At 71.6% G+C, this 24,203-nt stretch carries 20 protein-coding genes, 2 tRNA genes and 1 pseudogene; 13 read left to right on the top strand and 10 right to left on the bottom strand.

Features of this window, described 5'->3' with window-relative positions:
* The first annotated feature begins 316 nt into the window (after positions 1-316).
* The 3 genes and pseudogenes from ABEA26_RS15700 to ABEA26_RS15710 all read left to right on the top strand — a co-directional run.
* The gene (locus ABEA26_RS15700) at positions 317-1,468 is read left to right on the top strand and encodes a helix-turn-helix transcriptional regulator (protein WP_345592889.1); all 1,152 of its coding nucleotides are present in this window, start codon (positions 317-319) and stop codon (positions 1,466-1,468) included.
* Between the two features lie 189 nt (positions 1,469-1,657).
* A complete protein-coding gene (locus ABEA26_RS15705) occupies positions 1,658-4,372 on the top strand; it encodes a M4 family metallopeptidase (protein WP_345592890.1) in 2,715 nt (904 codons plus the stop codon).
* A 325-nt stretch (positions 4,373-4,697) separates the two neighbouring features.
* Positions 4,698-4,808: pseudogene (locus ABEA26_RS15710) on the top strand (GNAT family N-acetyltransferase); the annotation flags it as partial.
* A gap of 236 nt (positions 4,809-5,044) precedes the next feature.
* Here ABEA26_RS15710 and ABEA26_RS15715 read toward each other — a convergent pair.
* Positions 5,045-5,118: transfer RNA gene (locus tag ABEA26_RS15715), tRNA-Pro, on the bottom strand.
* A 212-nt stretch (positions 5,119-5,330) separates the two neighbouring features.
* Between ABEA26_RS15715 and ABEA26_RS15720 the strand changes: the two genes are divergently transcribed.
* The 3 genes from ABEA26_RS15720 to ABEA26_RS15730 all read left to right on the top strand — a co-directional run bounded on the left by ABEA26_RS15720 (position 5,331) and on the right by ABEA26_RS15730 (position 8,813).
* A complete protein-coding gene (locus ABEA26_RS15720; RefSeq protein WP_425587845.1) occupies positions 5,331-6,320 on the top strand; it encodes a bile acid:sodium symporter family protein in 990 nt (329 codons plus the stop codon).
* A gap of 121 nt (positions 6,321-6,441) precedes the next feature.
* A complete protein-coding gene (locus ABEA26_RS15725) occupies positions 6,442-7,611 on the top strand; it encodes a Gfo/Idh/MocA family protein (protein ID WP_345592892.1) in 1,170 nt (389 codons plus the stop codon).
* Positions 7,612-7,808: 197 nt separating this feature from the next.
* Complete coding sequence (locus tag ABEA26_RS15730) at positions 7,809-8,813, top strand: Gfo/Idh/MocA family protein (RefSeq protein WP_345592894.1); 1,005 nt, start codon at positions 7,809-7,811, stop codon at positions 8,811-8,813.
* A 54-nt stretch (positions 8,814-8,867) separates the two neighbouring features.
* On the opposite strand, the gene ABEA26_RS15735 is transcribed toward ABEA26_RS15730, so the two are convergent.
* From ABEA26_RS15735 to ABEA26_RS15755, 5 genes are all read right to left on the bottom strand, one after another.
* On the bottom strand, positions 8,868-9,281 hold the full coding sequence (locus tag ABEA26_RS15735; RefSeq protein WP_345592895.1) for a VOC family protein: 414 nt from the start codon (positions 9,279-9,281) through the stop codon (positions 8,868-8,870).
* A gap of 116 nt (positions 9,282-9,397) precedes the next feature.
* Positions 9,398-10,300, bottom strand: coding sequence for a sugar phosphate isomerase/epimerase family protein (locus tag ABEA26_RS15740; RefSeq protein ID WP_345592896.1), 903 nt, complete (start codon positions 10,298-10,300; stop codon positions 9,398-9,400).
* 1 nt (position 10,301) lies between these two features.
* On the bottom strand, positions 10,302-11,399 hold the full coding sequence (locus ABEA26_RS15745) for an ATP-binding cassette domain-containing protein (protein WP_345592898.1): 1,098 nt from the start codon (positions 11,397-11,399) through the stop codon (positions 10,302-10,304).
* Positions 11,400-11,405: 6 nt separating this feature from the next.
* Entirely contained in the window at positions 11,406-12,482 is a 1,077-nt protein-coding gene (locus ABEA26_RS15750) for an ABC transporter permease (protein WP_345592900.1), read from the bottom strand.
* A complete protein-coding gene (locus tag ABEA26_RS15755) occupies positions 12,482-13,504 on the bottom strand; it encodes a sugar ABC transporter substrate-binding protein (RefSeq protein ID WP_345592902.1) in 1,023 nt (340 codons plus the stop codon). Before ABEA26_RS15755 ends, ABEA26_RS15750 begins: the two co-directional genes overlap by 1 nt.
* A gap of 238 nt (positions 13,505-13,742) precedes the next feature.
* On the opposite strand from ABEA26_RS15755, the gene iolC reads away from it, so the two are divergent.
* Genes iolC through ABEA26_RS15780 form a run of 5 tightly spaced genes read left to right on the top strand, consistent with a single transcriptional unit; the run spans position 13,743 to position 19,270 of the window.
* A complete protein-coding gene (iolC, locus tag ABEA26_RS15760; protein ID WP_345592904.1) occupies positions 13,743-14,705 on the top strand; it encodes a 5-dehydro-2-deoxygluconokinase in 963 nt (320 codons plus the stop codon).
* 13 nt (positions 14,706-14,718) lie between these two features.
* Positions 14,719-15,606 carry a Cgl0159 family (beta/alpha)8-fold protein gene (locus ABEA26_RS15765; protein WP_345592905.1) on the top strand — a complete coding sequence of 296 codons (888 nt, stop codon included), beginning with the start codon at positions 14,719-14,721 and terminating at the stop codon, positions 15,604-15,606.
* Positions 15,607-15,633: 27 nt separating this feature from the next.
* Positions 15,634-16,551 (top strand): 5-deoxy-glucuronate isomerase, encoded by a 918-nt coding sequence (gene iolB / locus ABEA26_RS15770; protein ID WP_345592908.1) that lies wholly within the window; start codon positions 15,634-15,636, stop codon positions 16,549-16,551.
* Positions 16,548-18,452, top strand: coding sequence for a 3D-(3,5/4)-trihydroxycyclohexane-1,2-dione acylhydrolase (decyclizing) (gene iolD, locus ABEA26_RS15775; RefSeq protein WP_345592910.1), 1,905 nt, complete (start codon positions 16,548-16,550; stop codon positions 18,450-18,452). Before iolB ends, iolD begins: the two co-directional genes overlap by 4 nt.
* Before the next feature lie 32 nt (positions 18,453-18,484).
* Positions 18,485-19,270: a GntR family transcriptional regulator gene (locus ABEA26_RS15780; RefSeq protein WP_345592911.1), complete on the top strand. Its 786-nt coding sequence runs from the start codon at positions 18,485-18,487 to the stop codon at positions 19,268-19,270.
* Between the two features lie 86 nt (positions 19,271-19,356).
* On the opposite strand, the gene ABEA26_RS15785 is transcribed toward ABEA26_RS15780, so the two are convergent.
* The 4 genes from ABEA26_RS15785 to ABEA26_RS15800 form a co-directional block, all read right to left on the bottom strand.
* Positions 19,357-20,058 (bottom strand): NUDIX domain-containing protein, encoded by a 702-nt coding sequence (locus ABEA26_RS15785; RefSeq protein WP_345592913.1) that lies wholly within the window; start codon positions 20,056-20,058, stop codon positions 19,357-19,359.
* A gap of 739 nt (positions 20,059-20,797) precedes the next feature.
* A complete protein-coding gene (locus ABEA26_RS15790; protein ID WP_345592915.1) occupies positions 20,798-21,778 on the bottom strand; it encodes an adenosine kinase in 981 nt (326 codons plus the stop codon).
* Between the two features lie 186 nt (positions 21,779-21,964).
* Entirely contained in the window at positions 21,965-22,411 is a 447-nt protein-coding gene (locus ABEA26_RS15795; RefSeq protein ID WP_345592917.1) for a VOC family protein, read from the bottom strand.
* Positions 22,412-22,582: 171 nt separating this feature from the next.
* Positions 22,583-22,656 (bottom strand) — tRNA-Pro (locus ABEA26_RS15800).
* Between the two features lie 90 nt (positions 22,657-22,746).
* On the opposite strand from ABEA26_RS15800, the gene ABEA26_RS15805 reads away from it, so the two are divergent.
* Both ABEA26_RS15805 and cobF read left to right on the top strand, forming a co-directional pair.
* Complete coding sequence (locus tag ABEA26_RS15805; RefSeq protein ID WP_345592919.1) at positions 22,747-23,286, top strand: DUF309 domain-containing protein; 540 nt, start codon at positions 22,747-22,749, stop codon at positions 23,284-23,286.
* A gap of 71 nt (positions 23,287-23,357) precedes the next feature.
* Positions 23,358-24,131: a precorrin-6A synthase (deacetylating) gene (gene cobF, locus ABEA26_RS15810; RefSeq protein ID WP_345592920.1), complete on the top strand. Its 774-nt coding sequence runs from the start codon at positions 23,358-23,360 to the stop codon at positions 24,129-24,131.
* The last annotated feature ends 72 nt before the right edge of the window (positions 24,132-24,203 follow it).

The following is a 24,203-nucleotide window of genomic DNA, read 5'->3' on the forward strand; positions in this document are numbered from 1 at the left end:
GGGGGGGGGGGGGGGGGGGGGGGGGGGGGGGGGGGGGGGGGGGGGGGGGGGGGGGACGGGAGGGAAACGTCGCCTTCGGGGGAGGGTGACGTTTCCTGCCATGCCGTGTCCGCCGTGCGGGGGGGGGCGGCGGACACGGCATGGGGTGGGTATCGGCATACCCACGGGTACGGGTACGGGTACGGGCACGGGCGCTCGTTCGGTGAGCGCCCAGACGTCGGCGCGTGTGGGCTGCGTACTCTGGGACCCGGTGCCCCCGCCTCCAGTGGTTCGCACGACGCACCGTGGAGGCCTGCCCGAACAGTGAGGACCCACGTTGCCGACGTCCGTGCCCGAGAGGGAGCCGCAGCCCCGCACGGGTGATCTCCGTACCGCCGAGGAGGACGGCTTCGCGGAGCGCCCCGGTGAGGCGTCGCTGCTCACGCTGCTCGGGCTCGGGGCACACGAGGAGGTCGTCTACCGGCTGCTGGTCGACCGGCCCCGCAGCGAACCGGCCGATCTCACCGGAGTGCTGGGTCCGCAGGAGGTACGGCGCGCCCTGGACACGCTCGTGGAACGGGGCTTCGCCAACGTACGGCGGGCGGAGCCCGAGGCCGCGCCCCGCTACCAGGCGGCCTCGCCGCTGCTGGCACTCGGGCCGCTGCTGGAGGCACGCCGAACCGCCCTGCACCAGGCGGAGTTCCAGGTCACCGACCTCGTCGAACGGCACCGCACCGCGCAGGCCCGCATCTCCGGCGCGCCGGTGGAGGTACTGTCCGGGGCCGCGGCGATACGCCGTCGGCTGATCACCATGCAGGAGCGGGCCCGCAGCGAGGTGTGCGCGCTGGTGCCGGCCATGCGGATTCCGACTGCCATCAGCTTCGAGGACAACCTCGACGCGGTGGAGCTCGAGTCCATGCGGCGTGGTGTGCTCCAGCGTTCGGTGGTGGAACGGGGGTGGCTGGAGCGGCCCGAGGCCGCGGCGTCGCTCGACCGTCTCGTCGCCCAGGGACAGCGGATCTCGGTGGTGGAGGAGGTTCCCGTCAAGATGGTCATGGCCGACCGTCACGTGGCGCTCCTTCCGCTGGACCCCGAGCACGACGAGGCCGAGCCGGTGGCGCTGGTGGTGCACGGCAGCGGTCTGCTGACCGCTCTGGTGGCGCTGTTCGAGCAGTGCTTCGAGCGAGGGAGGCTCCTGCGCGCCTTCGACGGCGCGACGGAGGAGGGTACGAAACGCCGTGCCCGGGCCGCACCGCGGGAGACGGTCGATCCGGTCGATCCGGTCGAGGCAGTCGACGCGATCGACGCGATCGACCGCCGGATACTGTCGCTGCTGCACGTCGGCCTGACCGACGCGGCCATCGCCCGCCAACTGGGCATGGGGCACCGCACCGTGCAGCGCAGACTGGGTGCGCTGATGCGGCGGGCGGGGGCGACGACCCGTTTCCAGCTCGGCTGGCATGCGGGCAGAGCCGACTGGCTGGACTGAGCCTGCCGGGGCCGTCGGACCGCTGTTCACGGGGTGTCGCCCTGCCGTCGGCGTGGCGCCTTTGCGCCAAGGCGCCTTTGCGCCGCTCCCCGGGCCTTGTTGGGCTCCGCGACATGACGAACCATCAAGACACCGTAGGCACCGGTGACCACTGGGCGCCGGTGTTGCCTGTGTGATGGGGAGGCATGTGTGAGGAAGAGACCTGTACACCGTGCAGTCGCGATCGGCATCGTGGCCGCGGCCTGCGGTTCCGCGCTGCTGGCGGCGCCGGCGTGGGCCGAGGAGACGCCGGGTGCCGGCGGTTCGCCCGCCGCGACGCCGGCACCGGTCGCCCCCGCGATGACGCAGGGACTGGACGACGAACCGCGGGACGGATCCCCGGCCCAGGCCGCGCGGGAACACCTGAGAGCCCATCAGGACGTCTACAAGGTGCCCGTGTCGGAGCTGAGGACGGTCGGCACCACCGGGGACGGAAAGCAGAAGGCGGTCCGTTTCGAGCAGCTCCACCACGGTGTCCCGGTCTTCGGGGCCCGGTACGCGGTGCAGACCGAGAGCGACGGCGACGGTCGGCGCGTCACCTCCGCCACCGGCACGCTCTACACCGAGCTGACGGTCTCCACCACGCCCGAGGTGGACGAATCCACCGCCCTCGAACGCCTCTTCACGCTGGACCGCGACCTCGCCGGCATCCAGGCCGCCCGCACCGCGAAGAACGGCCTCGTCGTACTGCCGGACGCGCAGGGTGGCCGGCTGGCCTGGCACTTCACCGTCACGGGAGCGAAGAGGAACGGCAGCCCGGTACGGCAGGAGGCGTACGTCGACGCCCGTGTCGGCGCGCTCGCCCTCTCGTACAACAACCTCCACGCCGCGGACGCCTCTCCCGTGGCCGCCACCGGTGTACAGGTCGACGGTTCCGAGGTGCGGCTGAACGCCGACCGGCCGGCCGAGGGCACGTACACGCTGGTCGACTCCAGCCGCCCCATGTACGCCGCGGCCGGCGGTCAGATACGCACCTACGACGCCCAGCGGGCGAACTACAAGGACCTGGTCGGCGGCCCGGTGGCCGACAGTGTGCCGCTGGTGACCTCCCCGACCGACCGCTTCGACGGCGCGAACACCGACTCCGGTGCCGTCGACGCGCACCTCAACGCCGCGAAGGTCTACGAGTTCTACAAGAACGAGCTCGGCCGCGACGGCATCGACGGCAAGGGCGGCAGCATCCACTCGGTGGTGAACGTCTCCAACGGGGGCAACGACTACGCCAACGCCTTCTGGGACGGCTCCAAGATGGTCTACGGCCATATGGACGGCGTACCCCTGTCCGTGGGCCTGGACGTGGTGGGTCACGAGATGACGCACGGCGTCACCGAGCACAGCGCGGGCCTGGTCTACCTGAACCAGCCGGGTGCCCTCAACGAGGCGATATCCGACTACTTCGGCAACGCGATGGAAGTCGAGGACAAGGGCGTCTCCATGGACGACCCGAAGTCCGGTCTGGTCGGCGAGTACCTGTGCAACGGCACCAAACCGCTGGAGGAGTGCGCGCTGCGGGATCTCAACGACCGCCGCAACGCCCAGCGCGACTACGAACCGATCACGCTCGACATCGACAACGGCGGTGTGCACTACAACTCGACCATCGTCGGCGGAGCCCTGTGGGACCTGCGCAAGAGCATCGACCCCCAGCTCGCGGACCGGATCGTCTACCGGGCCGCGCAGAACTACCTCACTCCCCTGTCCGGATTCACGGACATGCGCAACGCCGCGACGCTGGCCGCCAGGTCACTGAAGGTCTCCGAGGCGGAACTGGCCGCCGTCGGCAAGGCGTTCGGTGTCCACGGCATCGTGAAGGGCTGGGAGTACAAGGGGAGCACGCACGACGGCACCACCATCGGCCGTGACGTACTGCCGGCCTACGAGGTCTACAGCGGCGTCGACGAGCAGGCCGCGCAGATCAACGGTGACGTGTACGCCATCAGCCACGGCGACGCGATCGCCTGGGACCGCGGATCCGCCGCCTTCGGCATCACCGTCGGGCGGTTCAGCAAGCAGCACGGCGCGTCGCAGCGCGAGGTGGCCGAGGACGACGCCTACCTCCTGGACCCGTCCCTCGACGACGACCGGATGGTCTTCACCCGCATCACCGCCGACGGCATCGGCCTGTACCGGACCGGCGCCAAGGGCCAGGGCGCGATCAAGAAGCTGGTCGACGACCCGGACGCCGACGAGACCGAGCCGGTTACCGAGGACGGCAAGCTCGCCTACATCCGCACCACCGCGGACGGCGAACAAGACGTCATACTGCGCACGGCGAAGGGCCGGACGGTGAACCTCACCCCGGAGGCCGGCACCCGGGCCGCACGCCTCGCCCTGCACGACGGAACGGTCGCCTGGGCCGGCGGGGCCGACGCGAGCTATCTGCACGTGTACGACATCGCCACGGGGACGACCCAGAACAAGCGCGTCCCGGGCTGGCTGCTGAACAGCATCTCGGACATCCAGCTCACCTCCGACCACGTCTTCTACCGGATCAGCGGCGGACTGTTCTTCCCGACCACCAGCATCGGGTCCGCGCCGGTCTCCGACCTGACGCTGATGGACCGGCTCGAGCACCCGTCGAGCCTCTATCTGGCCCAGTTCTCGGTGACCGACGACTACTTCGCGTACTCCACGTACGACCTCTGGGGCTCGCTCGGCTCCTGGACCGGTCCCGGCAAGGTGCAGGTGGCCACGACCGCGGACGTCCTCGCCGGCCAGAACGCCTTCAGCAGGGTGTCCTGCTCGTCCGGCGCCCAGCTGGCGCCCTCCCTCGGTGACGGGCAGCGCATCGCGTGGCTCGACACCTCGGCCGCCGCCACGGACGTGGTGACCCGCGCGACGTTCGCCGGGAGCTGCGAGCAGTAGCCGCGACGGGGCGAGCGCGACCGAGGAGTCGTGGCGGGCACGCTCGTCCCACGCCGCGTGACCGAGGGCCGGCTCCGGACGTCTCCGGAACCGGCCCTTCACCGCGGGCCAGTCGAGTCGGGACGGCGGGAAGCGAACCTGCGGCCCTTGCCTCCCCCCGGCTTCCCCCCCCCTGCCATCCCGTACAGGATCTTCGTGAACGTGCCGCTGGTGGTGGCGTGGAGGCCGTCCGTCGTGGCAGTCCTCCCGGAATCCCGCGAAGGCCTCGTCCGCCAGCAGCCGCCGCAGAGCACGGCGTACGGAGGGATCCCAGCGGTACCCCTCGGCGCGCGCTGAACGCCCCTTCCTGCACGTGGCCGAGGCGAACGGCGGCGCGATCGCCCTCTACGAGCGCGTCGGTTTCAAGACCCGCCGCGAGGTGACCTTCCAGGGCTTCGCTCCTCTCGGCCGTGGGCAGCGGGGGAACGGCCCCGGTTGGCGTCGAGGACCCGTTCCCGAAGCACTCCCCGCGCATCTCGGCGCGGCGCGGGCACCCGTGGCTCCCTGCCGAGTCCGATCGTCATGACCCACCGACCCGGGTCGAGGGCGCTGGTCCTCAACTGATCCCCAGTAACAATCAAGGGCCGGTTTCGGATTTCTCCAAAACCGGCCCTGATCCGCGACTGTCTCCAGTCGGGACGACAGGATTTGAACCTGCGACCCCTTGACCCCCAGTCAAGTGCGCTACCAAGCTGCGCCACGTCCCGGTGCGTGTCCCACGTCTGCTCGTGCGTCTCGTGTGATCGCGCAGGTCGAGCTTACCTCATCCGCGGAGTGGGGCGGAGTCGCCGGCCGTCCCGTCCAGCCGCCTCCTGCGACGTGCAGGAAGCGTGCCGCACAGCGCCGGACCTCCCGACGATCACATCGCGAGACGGCTCTGCGTCGCCCCGCGCACCAGGCGTTTCCTCGCACGGTGCGAATCGAACGTCCCGAACGTCCCGAGCAACCCGAGCAACCCGAACGACTCGGCAACGGCAGCGACGACGCCACCGGTGACCGCTCCGCGCGGCGCGCCGTGACCGTCTTCCCCGTCCTCGTCCTCCTGGCCGGCGCCGTCGGCCTGCTGCTCCCCGGAAGTTTCACCGGGTGGAGCGAGTCGGTGCCGTATCTGCTCGGTGTCGTGATGTTCTGCATGGGCATCACCATGACCCCGGAGGACTTCCGGGGGGTCGCCAAGCGTCCCTGGGCAGTGGTCCTCGGCCTGGTCGCCCACTACGTGATCATGCCGGGGCTCGGCTGGGCCGTCGCCCACCTGCTCGACCTGCCCCCGCAACTCGCCGCCGGTGTGATCCTCGTCGGCTGCGCCCCCAGCGGCACGGCCTCCAACGTGGTGACATACCTGGCCCGGGGTGACGTGGCCCTGTCGGTCTCCGTCGCCACCGTCTCGACGCTCGTCGCCCCGCTGGTCACTCCGCCGCTGACGCTGCTGCTGGCCGGCGAGTACCTGCCGGTGGACGCCGGGTCCATGGTCACGGACATCCTCAAGACGGTGCTGCTTCCGGTCGTCGCGGGCCTGGCCGTACGGCTGGTGGCGGGGCGGTACGTGGAGCGGGCACTGCCGGCGCTGCCCTGGCTGTCCGCGCTGACGATCTCAGTGATCGTGGCAGTGGTGGTGGCGGGCAGCGCCGACGCCATCAAGTCGGCCGCGGGGCTGGTGTTCGTCGCCGTGGTGCTGCACAACGGCCTCGGACTGGCCCTCGGTTACGGCGCCGGGCGCCTCGGCCGGCTCGGCGAACCGGCCAGCCGTGCCATGGCCTTCGAGGTCGGCATGCAGAACTCCGGTCTCGCGGCCGCCCTGGCCACCGCCCACTTCAGCCCGTTGGCGGCCCTGCCGGCCGCGATCTTCTCCGTCTGGCACAACATCTCCGGCGCCGTGACCGCGGCGTGGCTGTCGCGCCGGGGACGGTGACCCGGGGGGCGGGACGTCTCGGCCTCGCCGGGACTTTGTCCTGTCAAAAGGTTGACATGATGCCGATGCTCCGCCCAGGGTGGGCGGGACAGAGCAGGGACCGGTCCGAAGAGGGGCTTTCATGGTGGATGCACTGGGTGTCGCCGTCGTCGGTTTCGGCTGGATGGGCCGGGTGCACACCCAGGCGTACGCCCGTGTCCGGCACCACTACCCGCAACTCCCTCTGCGCCCGGAGCTCGTGACGGTCGCCGAGGAGGTGCCGGGGCGGGCCGAGGAGGCCGCCGCTCAGTTCGGGTTCGCATCGACGACCCGGAACTGGCGCGACGTGGCCGCCGACCCGCGCGTGGGGGCGGTCAGCATCACCGCCCCCAACTTCCTGCACCGCGAGATCGCCGTCGCGATGGCCGAGGCCGGCAAACACATCTGGATCGAGAAGCCGGTCGGCCTGAGCGCCGAGGACGCCCGGGCGGTGGCGGACGCGGTCGCCAAGGCCGGTGTCCAGGGCGCGGTCGGCTTCAACTACCGCAACGCCCCCGCCGTCGAGGCTGCCCGCGAGTTGATCACGGGAGGCGGGATCGGCACCGTCACGCATGTCCGTATCCGTCTCCTCAGCGACTACGCCGCCCATCCCGAGTCCGCTCTGACCTGGCGCTACGAGCGGGAGCGCGGCGGCAGCGGGGTGCTCGGCGACCTGGCCTCGCACGGCGCCGACCTGGCCCGCTTCCTGCTCGGCGACATCGCGTCGCTGACCGCCGACACGGCGGTCTTCCTGCCTGAGCGGGCCCGCCCGGCCGCCGGGCCCACCGGGGCCGGTCACTCCCGAGCAGCGGGCGGCGAGCCCGGTCAGGTCGAGAACGAGGACTACGTCAACTGCCTGCTGCGCTTCACTTCCGGCGCCCGCGGAGTCCTGGAGGCCTGCCGGGTGTCGGTCGGTGAACAGAACAACTACGGCTTCGAGGTGCACGGCACGAAGGGCGCGGTCTTCTGGGACTTCCGCCGCATGAACGAACTGGGCGTCAGCCGCGGCACGGCGTACCAGGACCAGCCGGTCAGCACCGTCCACGTCGGCCCGGGGCACGGCGAGTTCGCCGCCTTCCAGCCGGGCGCCGCGAACGCCATGGGCTACGACGACCTCAAGGTGGTGGAGGCCCACCGCTTCCTGCGCTCGATCGCGGAGGACACCCCGCACGGCGCCACTCTGCCGGACGCGGTGTACAGCGCGGCCGTACTGGACTCGATGGCGCGGTCGGCCGACCGCGGCGCGTGGGTCGAGGTCCGACCCGAGGGGTGAGGGCGGACCATCGGCGGAGCATCCGGCGGAGCACCACCGGAACCATCGCCCACACCGGTCGGCGCGCCTGCGGCGCGTCCAGCGCGGCCTCCCCGTCTCCGCCCCCCCCCCGTCACCGGCCCCGACCTCCTGGCACCGGTCATCACCGGCACCCCGTCACCGGCCGCGGCAACCACGCACAAGGAGCGAAGAGAACCATGCGTATCGGAATCCTCGGCCTCGGCCGCATCGGCGCCTTCCATGCCGAGAGCCTCTCCGGTCTCGGCGCCGTCGACTCGCTCGTCGTCGCCGACCCGTTCGCGGACGCCGCGAGGGCCGCTGCCGAGCGGTTCGGCGCCGAGGTGGCGGACTCGCCCGAGGCGGTGCTGGCCGCCGGGGTGGACGGGGTGGTCGTCGCGGCGGCGACCGACGCCCACCCTGGCCTGGTCCTGGCCGCCGTGGAGGCCGGGATCCCCGTCTTCTGCGAGAAGCCGGTCGCGCGCACCATGGCGGAGGGCGTCGAGGTGCTCAAGGCGGTCGCGGGCCATGACGTGCCGGTCCAGATCGGCTACAACCGCCGCTTCGACGCCGGCTTCGTCGCCGCGCGCGCGGCCGTGCAGGGGGGCGAGCTGGGCACGCTGCACACCGTGCGGTCGACCACCCTTGACCCGGCGCCGCCGCCGGCCGCGTACATCGCCGCTTCCGGGGGCATCTTCCGCGACTGTTCGGTGCACGACTTCGACATCATCCGCTGGGTGACCGGCCGCGAGGTGACCGAGGTGTACGCCGTCGGCGGCAACCGCGGCGCCGACTTCATCAAGGACGCGGGCGACGCCGACACCACCGGCGCTGTCCTCACCCTGGACGACGGCACGATCGCGGTGGTCTCCAACAGCCGTCACAACGCGCGTGGTTACGACGTCCGCATGGAGATCCACGGTTTCGCCGACTCCATCGCCGTCGGCCTGGGGGACAAGCTGCCGCTGCGCTCGGTGGAGCCCGGCGTGACCTTCCCGGCCGGCACTCCGCACGACTTCTTCATGGACCGCTTCGCCGCCGCCTATCGCGCCGAACTCACCGCGTTCACCGAGGTCGTCGCCGGCACCCGTCCCTCCCCCTGCACGATCGAGGACGCGCTGGAGGCGGGCTGGACCGCCGAGGCGTGCACGCTGTCCCTGCACGAGCACCGGCCTGTGACGCTCGCGGAGGTACGGCGCGGATGAGCCGGGCGTGCGGGCCGGCGGACGCGCGGGCCGGCGGACGCGCGGGCCGCGTGGTCAGCTCGCCGGCTCGCTGATGTCCACCATCCAGGTGACGCCGAACCGGTCCGTGCACATGCCGAAGACGTCGCCCCACATCTGCTTCTCCAGCGGCACGGCGACGGAGCCGCCGTCGGACAGCTTCTCCCAGTAGCCGCGCAGCTCGGCCTCGTCGTCGCCGCTGAGGCTCACCGAGAAGGTGTTCCCCGGGCTGTGCGTCATCCCGGGCGGCGTGTCGGCGCCCATCAGGGTGAAGCCGCCAGGTGTCTCCAGCATGCCGTGCATGACCTTGTCGGCGTGAGGGCTGTCGGAGTCGCCGGACGCGCCGTAGGTGTTGAGCGCAAGGGTGCCGCCGAACACCTGCTCGTAGAACTCCATCGCCTGCCGGGCGTCGCCGTCGAAGTTGAGGTAGGGATTGAGACGTGAGGTCATGACTGCCTCCCGTGATGGGACGAAGTGCCAGTGCTGTGCACGCTAGCGCGCACCACTGACAACGGCCCGCCGAGCGGCGCGCGCCGGCGGGACCCGTCCCACCGGCGCGGTCGGCCTCAGGCGCCGCAGGAACGCAGGAACCTGCGGGTGCGGGCGGCGATGGGCAGGGGCTTGTCGGGCTCGCAGGGGTACATGTCCTGCTCGACGATGGCGAAGAGGTCCACGCCCAGTTTCTGGGCCGCCGTGAGCACCGGTCCCAGCTCGGGCACGCCGGTGGGCGGCTCGCACATCACCCCGCGCTGCACGGCCGGCCCGAACGGCACCCCGCCCGCCCGCACGTCGGCGAGGATGTCCGGGTCGACCTGCTTGAGGTGCAGGTAGCCGATGCGCTCACCGTACGTCTCGATCAGCTTGACGCTGTCGCCGCCGCAGTAGGCGTAGTGGCCGGTGTCCAGGCAGAGGCCGACCAGGTCGGAGTCGGTGGAGTCGAGGAAGCGCTCGACGTGCTCGTCGGTGTCGATGTGGGTGTCGGCGTGCGGGTGGACGACGATGTCGAGGCCGTACGTCTCCCTCACCTCGTGGCCGAGGCGTTCCATGCCCCGGGTCAGGTGGGTCCACTGCTCGCCGGTCAGCTCCGGCGGCTCCAGGATCTCGGCGGTCTTGTCGTCGCGCCAGAAGGACGGGATGACGACGAGGTGCTCCGCGTCCATGGCCCGGGTGAGGGCGGCGACCCGGCCGACCTGCTCCCAGGTGGCGTCCCATGCGGACGGACCTCGGTGCAGGCCGCAGAAGATGGTGCCGGCGGAGACCTTGAGGCCGCGCCGCGTCACCTCGTCCGTGAGCCGGGCCGGGTCGGTGGGGAGGTAACCGTAGGGGCCCAGTTCGATCCACTCGTACCCGGCCTCGGCGACCTCGTCCAGGAAACGACCCCAGGGCACCTGCCGGGGGTCGTCGGGAAACCAGACGCCCCATGAGTCGGGGGCCGAGCCGACGCGGATACGGTCCAGGGCAGAGGGCATGTCAGGCCTTCCCTTCGACGGTGCCGGAAGCAGCAGTGTCGGACACGGAGGTGTCCGTCGCGGCCACGTCGGGCGCGGCCGTGTCCTGCGTGGTGGTGCGCGGCGTGGTGGTGCCGGGCGCGGGGACCTCTGGAGCCGGCTCCGGCCCGGGCACCGTCTCCGGCTCCGGCCCGGGCACCGTCTCCGGCTCCGGCCCGGGCACCGTCTCCGTCTCCGTCTCCGTCTCCGTCTCCGGGAGCGCCTCCACGTCGACCCCGCCGACCCGCGCCAGTTCGTGCTTGAGGGCGGCTAGCTCGGCGCCGCCCGCCATGTGGTTGGTGAGTTCCTCGAGGGTGATGTCAGCGCGGGCGGCGCTGAGTTCGAGGGTGCCCAGGCGCAGCACGCTGAAGTGGTCGCCGACCAGGTAGGCGTGGTGGGGGTTGTGGGTGATGAAGATGACGCCCAGGCCGCGTTCGCGGGCCGCGGCGATGTACTTGAGGACCACGCCGGACTGCTTGACGCCGAGGGCTGCGGTGGGCTCGTCGAGGATGAGGACGCGGGCGCCGAAGTAGACGGCGCGGGCGATCGCGACACACTGGCGCTGGCCGCCGGAGAGGGTGCCGATGGGCTGTTCGAGGTCGTCCAGGACGATGCCCATGTTGCGCAGTTCCTCGTCGGCGGTCCGCTTCATGCGGGCGATGTCGAGGCGGCGGACGGGCCAGGGGCCCTTGGTCATCTCGGAGCCGAGGAAGAAGTTGCGCCACACCGGCATCAACGGGATCGTGGCGAGGTCCTGGTACACGGTGGCGATGCCCCGGGCGAGGGCATCGCGGGGGGTGGCGAAGCGCACGGCCTCCCCGTCGACGAGGAACTCGCCCTCGGTGTGCTGGTGCAGCCCCGAGATGATCTTGATGAGGGTGGACTTGCCGGCGCCGTTGTCGCCGAGCACGCAGGTCACCCTGCCGGGCTGGACGGCGAGGTCGACGCCGTGCAGGGCGCGGATGTTGCCGTAGGCCTTGCCCGCGCCGCGCAGTTCGACGATCGGCCGGCCGGTCTCGGGCGCGGGGTCCGCGAGGACGGCCCCGTGGGTGGCGGGTGCGCCGGGGGTCTTGCTGGTCATTTCCGATCACCTCCGGGTCGCCGCGCGGCGGACCCACAGATTGATGAGGACGGCGCCGAGGAGCATCACACCGAGGAAGGCCTTGAACCAGTCGGGGTTCCAGCCGGCGAAGACGATGCCCTGGTTCACCATGCCGAACATGAAGGCGCCGAAGACCGGGCCGATGGCGGAGCCGTAGCCGCCGGTGAGCAGACAGCCGCCGATGACCGCCGCGGCGATGTAGATCAGCTCCTGGCCGACACCCTCGCCGGACTGCACGGTGTTGAAGGAGAAGAGCTGGTGCATGCCGACGAACCACGCGCCGAAGCCGACCAGCATGAACAGCGTGATCTTGGTGAAGGTGACGGGGACGCCGACCGCGCGGGCGGACTCCCGGCTGCCGCCGACCGCGAAGATCCAGTTGCCGTACTTGGTGCGCAGCAGCACCCAGGTGGCCAGGGCGGCGAAGGCGAGCCACCACACCACGGTGATCTTCACCTGGACGCCGCCGACGTCGAAGGACGAGGCGAAGAGCGCCTTGGCCTGCTCGAAGCCGTCCATGTCGCTGATGTCGTCGGTGGCGACGTTGCCGGTGACGAGTTTGGTGACGGCGAGGTTGACGCCCTGGAGGATCAGGAAGGTGCCGAGCGTCACGAGGAAGCTCGGCAGGCCGGTCCTCATCAGCACCCAGCCGTTGAACGCGCCGACGGCGAGGGAGACGACGAGGGCGAGGACCACGCCCATCCAGACGTTCATGGTCAGCTGGTAGCTGAGCATGGCGGCGGTGAGCGCGGAGGTGACCACGGCGACACCGGCCGACAGGTCGAACTCGCCGCCGATCATCAGCAGGGCCACCGGCAGCGCCATGATGCCGATGGTGGACGACTGGTACAGGACCGTCGCCATGGAGCCGCCGTCGCGGACCGTGGGGGCGGCGACCAGGAAGAAGACGAACACGGCGACGGCACCGAGAAAGACCCCGACCTCGGGCCGGGCGAGCAGCCGCAGCGCCAGGGAGCGCTGCCGGGTACGTCCGTCGGTCTGCCCCGGGCCGGGGGCCGGCGGTGTGGTCACCGCCGGCTCGGCCTGTCGGGTCGTGCTCATCACCGGGTGCCCTTCGAGGCGAACTCGGCGACGGCCTTCACGTTGGACTTGTCGACGAAGGCCGGACCGGTCAGCACCGGCTGCTCACCGCCGCCGCTGTAGTTGCCGTTGTTCTCGTAGAGCCACAGGCCGTCGACCGCGAGGTAGCCCTGGAGGTAGGGCTGCTGGTCGACGGCGAACTCGATGTCGCCCTTCTCGATGGCGCCGGTCAGTTCCTTGTTGAGGTCGAAGGTGGCGATCTTGGCCTTGCTGCCGCCCTCGGCCACCGACTGCACGGCCGTCATGGCGAACGGGGCGCCCAGGGTGACGAGGTGGTCGATGCCGCCGTCCTGCTTGAGCTTGGCGGTGATGGTCGACTTCACCGAGGGCATGTCGGTGCCGTTGACGTAGAGGTTCTCGATCGAGCCCTCGAAGGTCTCCTTCACTCCGTCGCAGCGCTGGGTGAGGCCGACGTTGCCCTGTTCGTGGATCACGCAGACGGCGTTCTTGGCGCCGTCCTCGTTCAGCCGCTTGCCGAGCGCCTCGCCGGCCACGGTCTCGTCCTGGCCGAAGAACTCCAGCAGGCCAAGCTTCTTCCAGTCCGCGAGGCCGGAGTTGAGCCCGACCACGGGTATGCCGGCCTTCTCGGCCTTGCCGAGGACGCTTCTGAGGGCGTCCGGCTTGGCCAGGGTGACGGCGATGCCGTCGACCTTCTGGTCGATCGCGTTCTGCACCAGGTTGGCCTGGTTGCCCGCGTTCGGGTCGGCGGAGTAGACGAGCTTGATGTTGTCCTTGGCCGCGGCGGCCTCCGCTCCCTTGCGGACGATGTCCCAGAAGGTGTCGCCGGCCGCCTGATGGGTGACCAGGGCAACGGTCATGCGGGGGGTGTTCGCCTTGCCCGCGGAGGCGCCCGAGTCACCCTTGTCGTCGGCCTCCTTCCCGCCCGAGCTGCTGGAGCAGCCGGCGAGGGTCAGGGCCGCGGCGGCGGCCAGGGCCACGGCGGGGGCGAATCCGCGGGAGCGGGCGTGCGAAGAGCGGTCCATCTTTTCCTGCACCTCACTGTGCGACTGTGCGACGGGAAGCCGTGTGCCAGACCAGAGAAGAACGGCTGTTGCTGCGCTGGGTCCGGATACAAGTCCTTGAGACGCCCGCTGTCAATACTTTGTCAAGACATTCTTTCACTCGCAGGTCCGAATGTAAGTACAAAGTCTTGACACGGTCGTCTCGGAGTCATACACCTGGGAGGCGGCAGGCCCCCGCCCAGCCCGAGGAGCGTCGCACATGGCCGAGTCAGTCCCGCGTTTCGATCTGATCACGATGGGCCGCATCGGAGTCGATCTCTATCCCTTGCAGACGGGCGTACCCCTGGCGGAGGTTGAGACCTTCGGCAAGTTTCTCGGCGGTTCGGCCGCCAACGTGGCGGTGGCCGCCGCCCGTCTCGGCCATGCCACGGCCGTCGTCACCCGCACGGGCGACGACCCGTTCGGCGGCTATCTGCACCAGGCGCTGAAGCAGTTCGGCGTCGACGACCGCTGGGTCACCCCGGTCGCCGCCCACCCGACCCCCGTGACGTTCTGCGAGATCTTCCCGCCGGACGACTTCCCGTTGTACTTCTACCGCCGTCCCAAGGCCCCCGACCTGGAGATCCACCCTCAGGAGCTGAACCTCGACGCGATCCGCGCGGCCGCCGTCTTCTGGATCACCGGCACCGGGCTGAGCGAGGAGCCGAGCCGGACGGCGACCCTGGCCGCCCTGGCACACCGCGCCAAGGCCGGCATCACGGTCTTCGACCTGGACTGGCGCCCGATGTTCTGGACCGACCCCGGCCAGGCCCGCCCGTACTACGCCGAAGCGCTCCGGCACGCGACCGTCGCGGTCGGCAACCTCGACGAGTGCGAGATCGCCACGGGCGTCCGCGAACCGCGCGCCTGCGCCGAGGCCCTGCTGGCGGCCGGTGTCGAGCTGGCCGTCGTCAAACAGGGCCCGAGGGGCGTCCTCGCCGTGCACCGCGACGGCCGGAGTGCCGAGGTTCCGCCGGTGACGGTCGAGGTGGTCAACGGCCTCGGCGCGGGCGACGCGTTCGGCGGCTCGCTCTGCCACGGCCTGCTCCTGGACTGGGACCTGGAGCGGACCATGCGGTACGCCAACGCGGCCGGCGCACTCGTCGCCTCCCGTCTCGCCTGCTCCTCCGCCATGCCCACCGAGGCCGAGGTCGACGACCTCCTCGCGCGAGCCACTCCCTGAACGGAGCAACGCCTTGTCCCTCAGCATCCCCGACCTCACCGCGGTCCGAGCCCGGCACCCGGAGGCCGTCGCCGAGGCGGCGGCCCGCCGGGTACGCCGCCCGCTGGTCGGCGGCTCCGGCCGCCTGATGATCGTGGCCGCCGACCATCCGGCGCGCGGCGCGCTCGGCGTCGGTGACCGCGGGCTCGCCATGGCCAACCGGGCCGACCTGCTGGAACGCCTGTGCACCGCGCTGTCCCGGCCCGGTGTCGACGGAGTGCTCGCCACCGCCGACGTGCTGGAGGACCTGCTGCTGCTCGGGGTGCTGGAGAACAAGGTCGTCATGGGCTCGATGAACCGCGGCGGCCTCGCGGGCGCCGCCTTCGAGATGGACGACCGCTTCACCGGCCACCGCGCCGAGGACATCGCCCGCCTGCGCTTCGACGCGGGCAAGCTGCTGCTGCGCATCGACTACGACGACCCCGGCTCGCTCACGACGATGGAGTCCACCGCCCGCGCGGTCGATGCCATGGCCGCGCGCGAACTGCCCGTCTTCGTCGAGCCGTTCATCTCCCGCCGGATCGGTGGCCGGGTCCGCAACGACCTGTCCGCCGAAGCCGTCACCCGCTCCGTCGCCATCGCCTCGGGCCTGGGCGGCACCTCCGCCTACACCTGGCTGAAACTGCCCGTCACACACGACCCGGACGACATGGGCGAGGTCCTGGAGACCTCCACGCTGCCGGCCGTCCTGCTCGGCGGTGACATAGGCGGCTCACCCGCGGACCAGGCCGCCGCCTACGAGCGCTGGCGCAAGGCGCTCAGGCTGCCCACCGTGCAGGGCATGGTCGTCGGCCGCTCGCTCCTCTACCCGGCCGAGGGCAGCGTGGAACAGGCGGTGGACACCGCCGTCGGACTGCTGTGACAGAAGAGAAGGAGAGAAGAGGATCCGATGACGTATCACCTTCCCGCGGGCAAGACGGCAAGCGGCTCCTACGCCGTGGACGTGACCCCCGAAACGGCAGGCTGGGGCCACTCCAGCCTGCGCGTGCTCCACCTGCCCCCCGGCGGCGGCCACACCTTCGACAGCGGCGACAGCGAGTGGATCATCCTCCCGCTCAGCGGCGGCTGCACCGTCGTCACCGCGGACGACTTCGGCCAGGACGCCTTCGAACTCACCGGGCGTGACAGCGTGTTCAGCGGCGTCAGCGACTTCGCGTACGTACCGCGTGACTCCCGTACGACCGTGACCTCCCACGGCGGGGGCCGGTTCGCCCTCACCGGCGCCCGCTGCACCCGCCGCCTGCCCTCCCGCTACGGCCCGGCGTCGTCGGTACCGGTAGAACTGCGGGGCACCGGCAACTGCTCACGGCAGGTCAACAACTTCGGGGCGGCGGCCCCCGCCGGAGGCGGTGGTGAACAGGGTTTCGAGTGCGACAAACTCATCGCGGTAGAGGTGATCACCCCGGGCGGAAACTGGTCCTCCTTCCCGCCGCACAAGCACGACGAGCACCGCCCCGGAAAGGAGTCGGTGCTGGAGGAGATCTACTACTTCGAGTTCGCCGGCCATGAAAGCGTCCCCGGCCTCGGCTACCAGCGGGTCTCGCCCTCCGGGCAGGGACGGGGCACGGACGTACTGGCCGAAGTGCGTGACGGAGACGTCGTGTTGATCCCCGACGGCTGGCACGGGCCGTCGATGGCCGTCCCCGGCCACCACATGTACTACCTCAACGTCATGGCCGGCCCGGGGACCGAACGCGCCTGGCTGATCTGCGACCACCCCGACCACGCCTGGGTCCGCGACACCTGGCCGGACCGGCCCGTCGACCCCCGACTCCCCCTCTACACCGCACCGGAGAGGTCCGCATGAGCGCCGCCACCCGCCGACTGACCACCGCCCAGGCCCTGGTGCGCTTCCTGGCCGCCCAGTACACCGAACGCGACGGCGTACGGCGTCGGCTGATCACCGGCACCTGGGGCATCTTCGGCCACGGCAACGTGGCCGGTCTCGGCCAGGCACTCGTCGAGTACGCCACCGTGCCCAGGGGGGAGTCACCTTCCGCACCCCCTGTCATGCCGTACCACCAGGGCCGCAGCGAACAGGCCATGGTGCACGCGGCCGTCGGCCACGCCCGCCAGCTGAACCGCTTGTCCGCGCAGGCGGTGACGACGTCCATCGGCCCCGGCGCCACCAACCTGGTCACCGGCGCCGCGCTCGCCACCGTCAACCGCCTGCCGGTCCTCCTCCTGCCCGGCGACTACTTCGCCTCGCACGCCGCCGACCCCCTTCTCCAGCAGCTGGAACACCCGGTCGAGGCCGACGTGTCCGTCAACGACACACTGCGCCCCGTGTCCCGGTACTTCGACCGCGTCACCCGCCCCGAGGCCCTCATCGCCTCCGCGCTCCAGGCGATGCGCGTGCTGACCGACCCGGCCGAGACCGGCGCGGTCACCCTCGCGCTCCCCCAGGACGTACAGGCCGAGGCGTACGACTGGCCTCAGGAGTTCTTCGCCGACCGCGTCTGGCGGGTGCGCCGTCCGGCGCCCGACCCGGAGGAGCTGGCCGAGGCGGTGCGCGCGATCCGCGCCGCCGGGCGCCCCCTGATCGTCGCGGGCGGTGGCGTCCACCACAGCGAGGCCGAGAACGCGCTGAAGGCGCTCGTGGACGCCACCGGCATCCCCGTCGCCTCCACCCAGGCCGGCAAGGGCGCCCTGCGCCACGACCACCCGGCCGACCTCGGAGCCATCGGCCACACCGGCACGACCGTCAGCGACGACCTCGCCCGCACCGCCGACCTGGTGATCGGCGTCGGCACCCGCTACACGGACTTCACCACCGCCTCCGGGACCCTCTTCCAGCGCCCGGAGGTCCGCTTCCTCAACCTCAACATCACCGCCTTCGACGCCCACAAGCTCGCCGCCCGCACCCTGGTCTGCGACGCCCGGGCGGGGCTCACGGCACTGACCGAGGCACTGTCCGGCCACCGGGTGGACGCGTCGTACGAGGCCGAGTACATCACCGGCAGGGCCCGCTGGGAGGCGACGGTGGAGGCGGCGTTCCGCGCCGACGACGACGGTGCCGTGCCGACCCAGACGCAGGTGCTGGGCGCGCTGGACGCGGTCGTCGGCGACGAGGACGTGGTGATCAACGCGGCCGGCTCACTCCCCGGCGACCTGCACAAGCTGTGGCGCGCCCGCTCCCCGCGCCAGTACCACCTGGAGTACGGCTACTCCTGCATGGGCTACGAGATCCCGGCCGCGCTCGGCGTCCAGCAGGCCGCGCCCGGCACACCGGTGTGGGCCCTGGTCGGCGACGGCACGTACCTGATGAACCCGACGGAGATCGTCACCGCCGTCCAGGAGAACCTGCCGGTCAAACTGGTCCTGGTGCAGAACCACGGCTACGCCTCCATCGGCGGCCTGTCCGAGTCGGTGGGCGCCGAGCGCTTCGGCACGGCGTACCGCCACCGGGCCCCCGACGGCACCTTCACGGGCGCCCCGCTCCCCCTCGACCTCGCCGCCAACGCGGCCAGCCTCGGCATGGACGTACTGCGCGCCAAGACAGTGCGCGAGCTGCGCGAGGCCCTGCGGGCGGCCCGCTCGTCGGATCGCCCGACATGCGTCTACGTGGAGACCGACCCGGCTCCGACCGCTCCCGGTGCCGAGGCCTGGTGGGACGTGCCGGTGGCCGAGGTGTCCGACCGCGAGGCCGTCACTCACGCCCGCACGGAGTACGAGCGGGCGGTCGCCGATCGCCGCCGCCACCTCTGACACGCCATCACCTACGCAAGGGAGGCACGTCCATGGCGAGAACCGGCGACCCCGCACGTGCGGTGACCGTCTCCGCGCTCAGCACCCTGGACTTCGCCCTGGACCGGGGCAGTCCGGTGCCGCTGTACTACCAGCTCGCCCGGCAGTTGGAGGCGGCGATAGAACACGGCGTCCTCACCCCGGGGAACCTGCTGGGCAACGAGGTGGACCTCTCCGTCCGCCTCGGCCTGTCCCGCCCGACCGTCCGCCAGGCCATCCAGTCCCTGGTCGACAAGGGTCTCCTGGTCCGACGGCGCGGAGTCGGCACCCAAGTGGTGCACAGCCAGGTCAGGCGTCCGCTGGAGCTGAGCAGTCTCTACGACGACCTGGAGGCCGCCGGGCAGAAACCCGGTACGCGGGTGGTACGCAACGAGGGCGTCCCCGCCCCCGCCGACGTGGCAGAGGCCCTCGGCGTCGCGGAGGGAGGCGAGGTCACCGTCCTGGAGCGGCTGCGCCTCACTCACGGCCAGCCGGTCGCGCTGCTGTGCAACTACCTGCCGGCGTCCCTGCTGGACCTCGACGACGACCGGCTGGAGTCGACCGGCCTGTACCGGGTGATGCGCGCGTCCGGCATCACCCTGCACAGCGCCCGCCAGACCGTGGGCGCCCGCACGGCCACCCGCGAGGAGGCGGACCGTCTGGACGAGAGGGAGGGCGCCGCTCTGCTGACCATGCGGCGCACGGCGTACGACGACACCGGACGCCCGGTCGAGTACGGGACGCACCTGTACCGCGCGTCCCGGTACGCGTTCGACTTCCAGCTGCTGGTCAGGTCGTGACCCGGTCGGTGGCGCCGGAGCCGGCGGGCGGACTGGCGGGCGTCGAACCTGGTGGCGGGGGTCCTCGGTTCGAAGCGCGCTTCGGGTCAGGCGTCCTGGGTGCCTTCCCGGACGTCTTCTCGCGGGAGCCGTGCGAAAGGGCCCTCCAACGCCGCCCACTGGAGCAGCATGATGGTCTTCGCGTCGGCGATCCCGCCGGTGCGGATCATCTCCAGCGCGCGGCGGAAGGGCAGTTCGAGGGTCTCGATGTCCTCGCCCTCCTCGTCCAGGCCGCCGCCCTCGTGGGTGCGGGTGGCGGGGCCGTAGGCGGCGGCGTAGAAGCTGACGCGTTCGGTGACAGAGCCGGGGCTCATGTACACGTCGAAGACGTGCTGGACCTCGCCGACGGTGTGCCCGGTCTCCTCGACGACCTCGCGCCGCACGGCGACCTCGGGGTGCTCGTCCTCGTCGTCCAGCAGCCCGCCGGGTGTCTCGACCAGTATCCCGTCGGGGTGGCCGTTGACGTAGACGGGGAGGCGGAACTGGCGGGTGAGCAGCACCGTTTCGCGTTCCGCGTCGTAGAGCAGCACGGTGGCGCCGTTGCCGCGGTCGTGGGTCTCGCGCTCCTGGGTGGTCCAGGTGCCGTCGGCGCGCTGGACGTCGAAGGTCGTGGTGCGTTCGACGTACCAGTGGCTGGAGAGGAGCCGTACGTCCCGGACCTTGACCCGGGGGTTGCCGGTCAGGTCCCGGCCCGTGCGGTCGAGTCCGGTGCGGCCCCGGCGGTCCGGGGTGTCGATGCCGGCGGTCATCGGGAACCGTCCGGGCGAGGGCCCTTCGAGGGCGCGGGGTGGGGCGAGTTGGTCATGCCCGCTTCTATCATTCCGCCCGGCTCCGAACGAAGTCGGGGATGTCTCGGCCGCGTGCACCGTCCACCTTCCCGCACCGGAGGACGGCGCGGTGCCTCGTCCAGTCCGCCCGGATCCCGCCCGGGACCGTCAGCCCCCGCCTCCGCCCCCGCCTCCGCACGACGAGCCACCACCGCAGCTCGCCCCTCCGTCACACCCGTCACTCCCGTCACCGGCCCAACCGCCGCGCCGCTTGTGGCCACCGGGACGGGCCGTCCCGCTCACCACACCGACCACGACGAAGAGCACAGCGACCCCCAGCATGATCGTGATACCGATGCCGAAATCAGACATGACGTCCCCTCTCCTGCGTCCTCGGCGCGTTCACCGGCCCTCGCTCGTGCCGTTCTGCGTGACGCGGCGTACTCGGAACAAGACGGCCCGCCTGCGCGTCCGGTTCTCCGGAACGGCCGATCGACGCCCCGCTGTCACCCGTACGGCACGGCAGTGCCAGGCTCGTCCCCGCTCCCGGAGCACGGCGCCGACCCGAACCTCCGCAGGACCACGGCACCGGCTGGTCCCCGCTGGAGTGGGCGATGCATGGGCCGTACCCCGCGGCGACCACCCCATCTGGTCGCCGCGGGGACGCGCGACCCCGGCTGAGGGTGCCGCAGTGGACGTGGCACCGGTTCCTTGCCGCGGCTCATCCGCGCACCACGGCGCCCTGTTCCGCGACGTCCGGCTCAGGGGCGACCGGCTCAGTGGCGGCCGGCCCAGCGACGTCCGGCTCGGCCGCGCGGGCGAGGAGCTCGTCGCGCCGGACGGCGTCGGCGCGCGTCGACGGCACCGTGCAGGCATGGGCGCCGGCGATGGCCCCGTACCGTGCGCAGCGCAGCGGGTCCGCGCCCCCCAGCCAGCCGAACAGGAAGCCGGCGGCGAACGCGTCACCCGCACCGTTGGAGTCCACCACGGGAGCGGGAGGAGTCACCGTGGGTACGTGACTGAGGTGGCCTTCGACGAGCAGGTACGCGCCCTCGGCTCCGGCGGTGCCCACGACGATCCGGGCCCGGCCGCGCGCGGCGATGTCCCGCATGGTGTGCTCGGGGTCGGCCAGGGCGGTTGTGGACAGGAAGACCAGGTCCGCGGCGAGCGCGAACGGCTCGTGGTAAGGGTTGGCGCCGTCCCAGTCGTGCAGGTCCGTCGAGACGGTGACGCCCGACTCGCGCAGCAACGGCAGGGCGTGTGCGCACGGGTGGGTGATCACGACGTGGGCGTGCCGGCTCGCGGCGGCGAGGGCGCGCACGGTGTCCTCGGGCAGCCGGTCGGTCTCCTGGCTGCGGGTGTCGTCGTACAGGGACAGCCGCCGCCCGTCCGGACCGACCAGGTTGACCGCGCGCTTGGTGCCCGCCGCGGAGTGCACCTCGGTGAACGGGATGCCCCGGTCCCGGTACAGCGCGCGCACCAGGTCACCCTCCGGGTCGGCGCCGAGGACGTCGATGTGGTGGGTGCGCAGCCCCAGGGCGCTCACGCCGAGCGCGACGAAGTCCCCGCTCTGACCGGCGCGGGTCACGATGCCGGGCTGGATCATGTAGCTGTCGGCGTAGGGCAGCGGCAGTTCGGGGACGTGGACGATGGTGTCCACGCCCGCGCCGCCCAGGACGAGGACGTCGGTCTCGGTGGTCATGGGAGTCGGCTCGTTCCTCTCGCTTCGAGGTGGCGAGTCAAGCACCTGCCGGTCCACGCTGCAATGACTTGCGAATCTTTCCGCAACTCATTGCGGCGCGGACCGGCCCGGAAAGCAGTACGAGGAGCCCTCGGCGGCAGGCGGTGAGTCGGACCCCGGTCGGGCTCGGTCGCGATCACCCGGGTGTCACTCGGTCACCACAGTCGGCACAGCCTCCTTCCCGAAGACCCACGGCGCCAGGACGACCAGCCAGCGGTCGGGGTCTTCGAAGAGGACGGCGCCGTGGTCCGTCCAGTACGGGTTCGCGGCGGGAACCGGCCTGTGCCCGTGCTCAGTGAGTCGCCGGGACGCGGTGACGACCGCCTCGGCGTCGCGGAGATAGAGCACCAGCTGGTTCTCCGGGTCCGGCTCGGGGACGCGGGGCGGGTCGCCGTGCTGCAGCAGTTCCATGTGCACCGGGGCGCCGGGCAGGCCGAGAACGACACCGTCGTAACCACCGTGGCCACGCCACTGGGCCAGCACAGGCAGGCCGAGGACGTCGCGGTAGAAGACGAGGACGTCGTCGTACTTGGCCGTCGGCCGGGCGAAGCGCACGGCGCCGACATCGAGATGAGGGGGCCAGGAGTGGGGCATGCGCCGATGCTGGCACGAGTCGTGTGGGCAGAGGTATCGGACTTTGGGAGTACGACCGGCTGACCCGTCCCGGGTCCGGTGGGGACCCGATGCCGTGCAAGGACACAGGACGGCACCCCTGGAAACGATCGGAGGGGCCCCGAAGGGCCCCTCCGATCTGCTTCTTCACCGTCGGGACGACAGGATTTGAACCTGCGACCCCTTGACCCCCAGTCAAGTGCGCTACCAAGCTGCGCCACGTCCCGGTGTGTTCACGCGGTGAACCGCGCGATCAGTACTTTACCCCACACCCCGGGCCACGCCTAAGCGGGTGGGGGCGAGGCAGAATCGGTCCCATGGACAGCCCTGCCGACAGCCCCAAGGACAGCACCGCCTCGAACCGGCCCGTGGACGCGCGGGACCGCGACGACGAGGGGCGGGCCCGTAACGCCCGGCCGCGGGACGGGCTCGGCCGCCCTCTGCCGTACGGCGCGGACGGCGTCCCCCGCCAGCCCGAGGGGGTCGTACGGGTCCCCGAGGATACGGTCGCCGAGGCGCAGCGGCTGCTGGACGCGGGGCAGCCCTTCCACGCGCACGAGGTGTTCGAGGACGCCTGGAAGTCCGGCCCCGAGGAGGAGCGGGAGCTGTGGCGGGGGCTCGCCCAGCTGGCCGTGGGGCTCACGCACGCGGCCCGCGGCAACGTCACCGGCGGGGCGAGGCTGCTGCGGCGCGGGGCCGGAGCGGTGACGGAGTGGACCGCTTCCGCGTCCGGGCGGGGACGGCCGTACGGGATGGACCTGGGCGGCGTCGCCGGGTGGGCCCGGGAGTTGGCGGAGGAGGTGGAGGGCGGCACGCCCGTGGACGCGGCCGTGCGGGCGCCCCGGCTGCGGGGCTGAGGTCCGCCGGGCGCCAGTGCCGTGGAGCACCCGGCCGGGGTGTTGTCAGTGGCGTAGGGCAGACTCGTGGCGTGCGGAAGATTCATGTGATCGGTATCGGAGCGGGCGACCCCGAACAGCTCACCCTGCAGGCGGTGCGGGCGCTACGGAGTACGGACGTGTTCTTCGTCCTGGACAAGGGCGAGGCGAAGGCCGACCTGGTGCGGCTGCGCCGGGACATGCTGGAGACGCACATACCGGAGGAGACGTACCGGATCGTCGGGGCGCGCGACCCCGAGCGGGACCGGAGCGCGGGCGGCACCGCGTACTCCCCGGCCGTCGGGGACTGGCGCAGTGCCCGCGCCGGCATCTACGAGCGGATGATCGCCGAGGAGCTGGGCGAGGACGAGAGCGGTGCCTTCCTGGTGTGGGGCGACCCCGCGCTGTACGACAGCACGCTGGGCATCCTGGAGGAGATCCTGGAGCGCGGCGCGGTGGTGTTCGAGTACGACGTCGTGCCCGGCATCAGCAGCGTCTCCTCACTGGTCGCCCGGCATCGGACCGGGCTGAACCGGGTGGCACGGCCGGTGCAGATCACCACTGGGCGGCGGCTCGCGGAAGGCTTCCCGGAGGGGGTGGACGACGTCGTGGTGATGCTCGACGCCCACCAGGTCTTCCGGCAGTACGCGGACCAGGACATCGACATCTACTGGGGCGCGTACCTGGGCACCCCGGACGAGATCCTAGCCTCCGGCCCGATCGCCGAGGCCGCGCCCCGCATCGAGCGGATGCGTGCCGAGGCGCGGGAGCGCAAGGGCTGGATCATGGACACGTATCTGCTGCGGCGCAACCCCGGCGACGGCTGAGGGGACCGGCAGCCCGGCCGGACCGAGGGCCGTACGGGACCGGACCGCCGCCCTGCTCCGGCCAGGCAGACG

The sequence above is a fragment of the Streptomyces marokkonensis genome (genome assembly GCF_039539045.1).
In the GTDB taxonomy this organism is placed as follows: Bacteria; Actinomycetota; Actinomycetes; order Streptomycetales; family Streptomycetaceae; genus Streptomyces; species Streptomyces marokkonensis.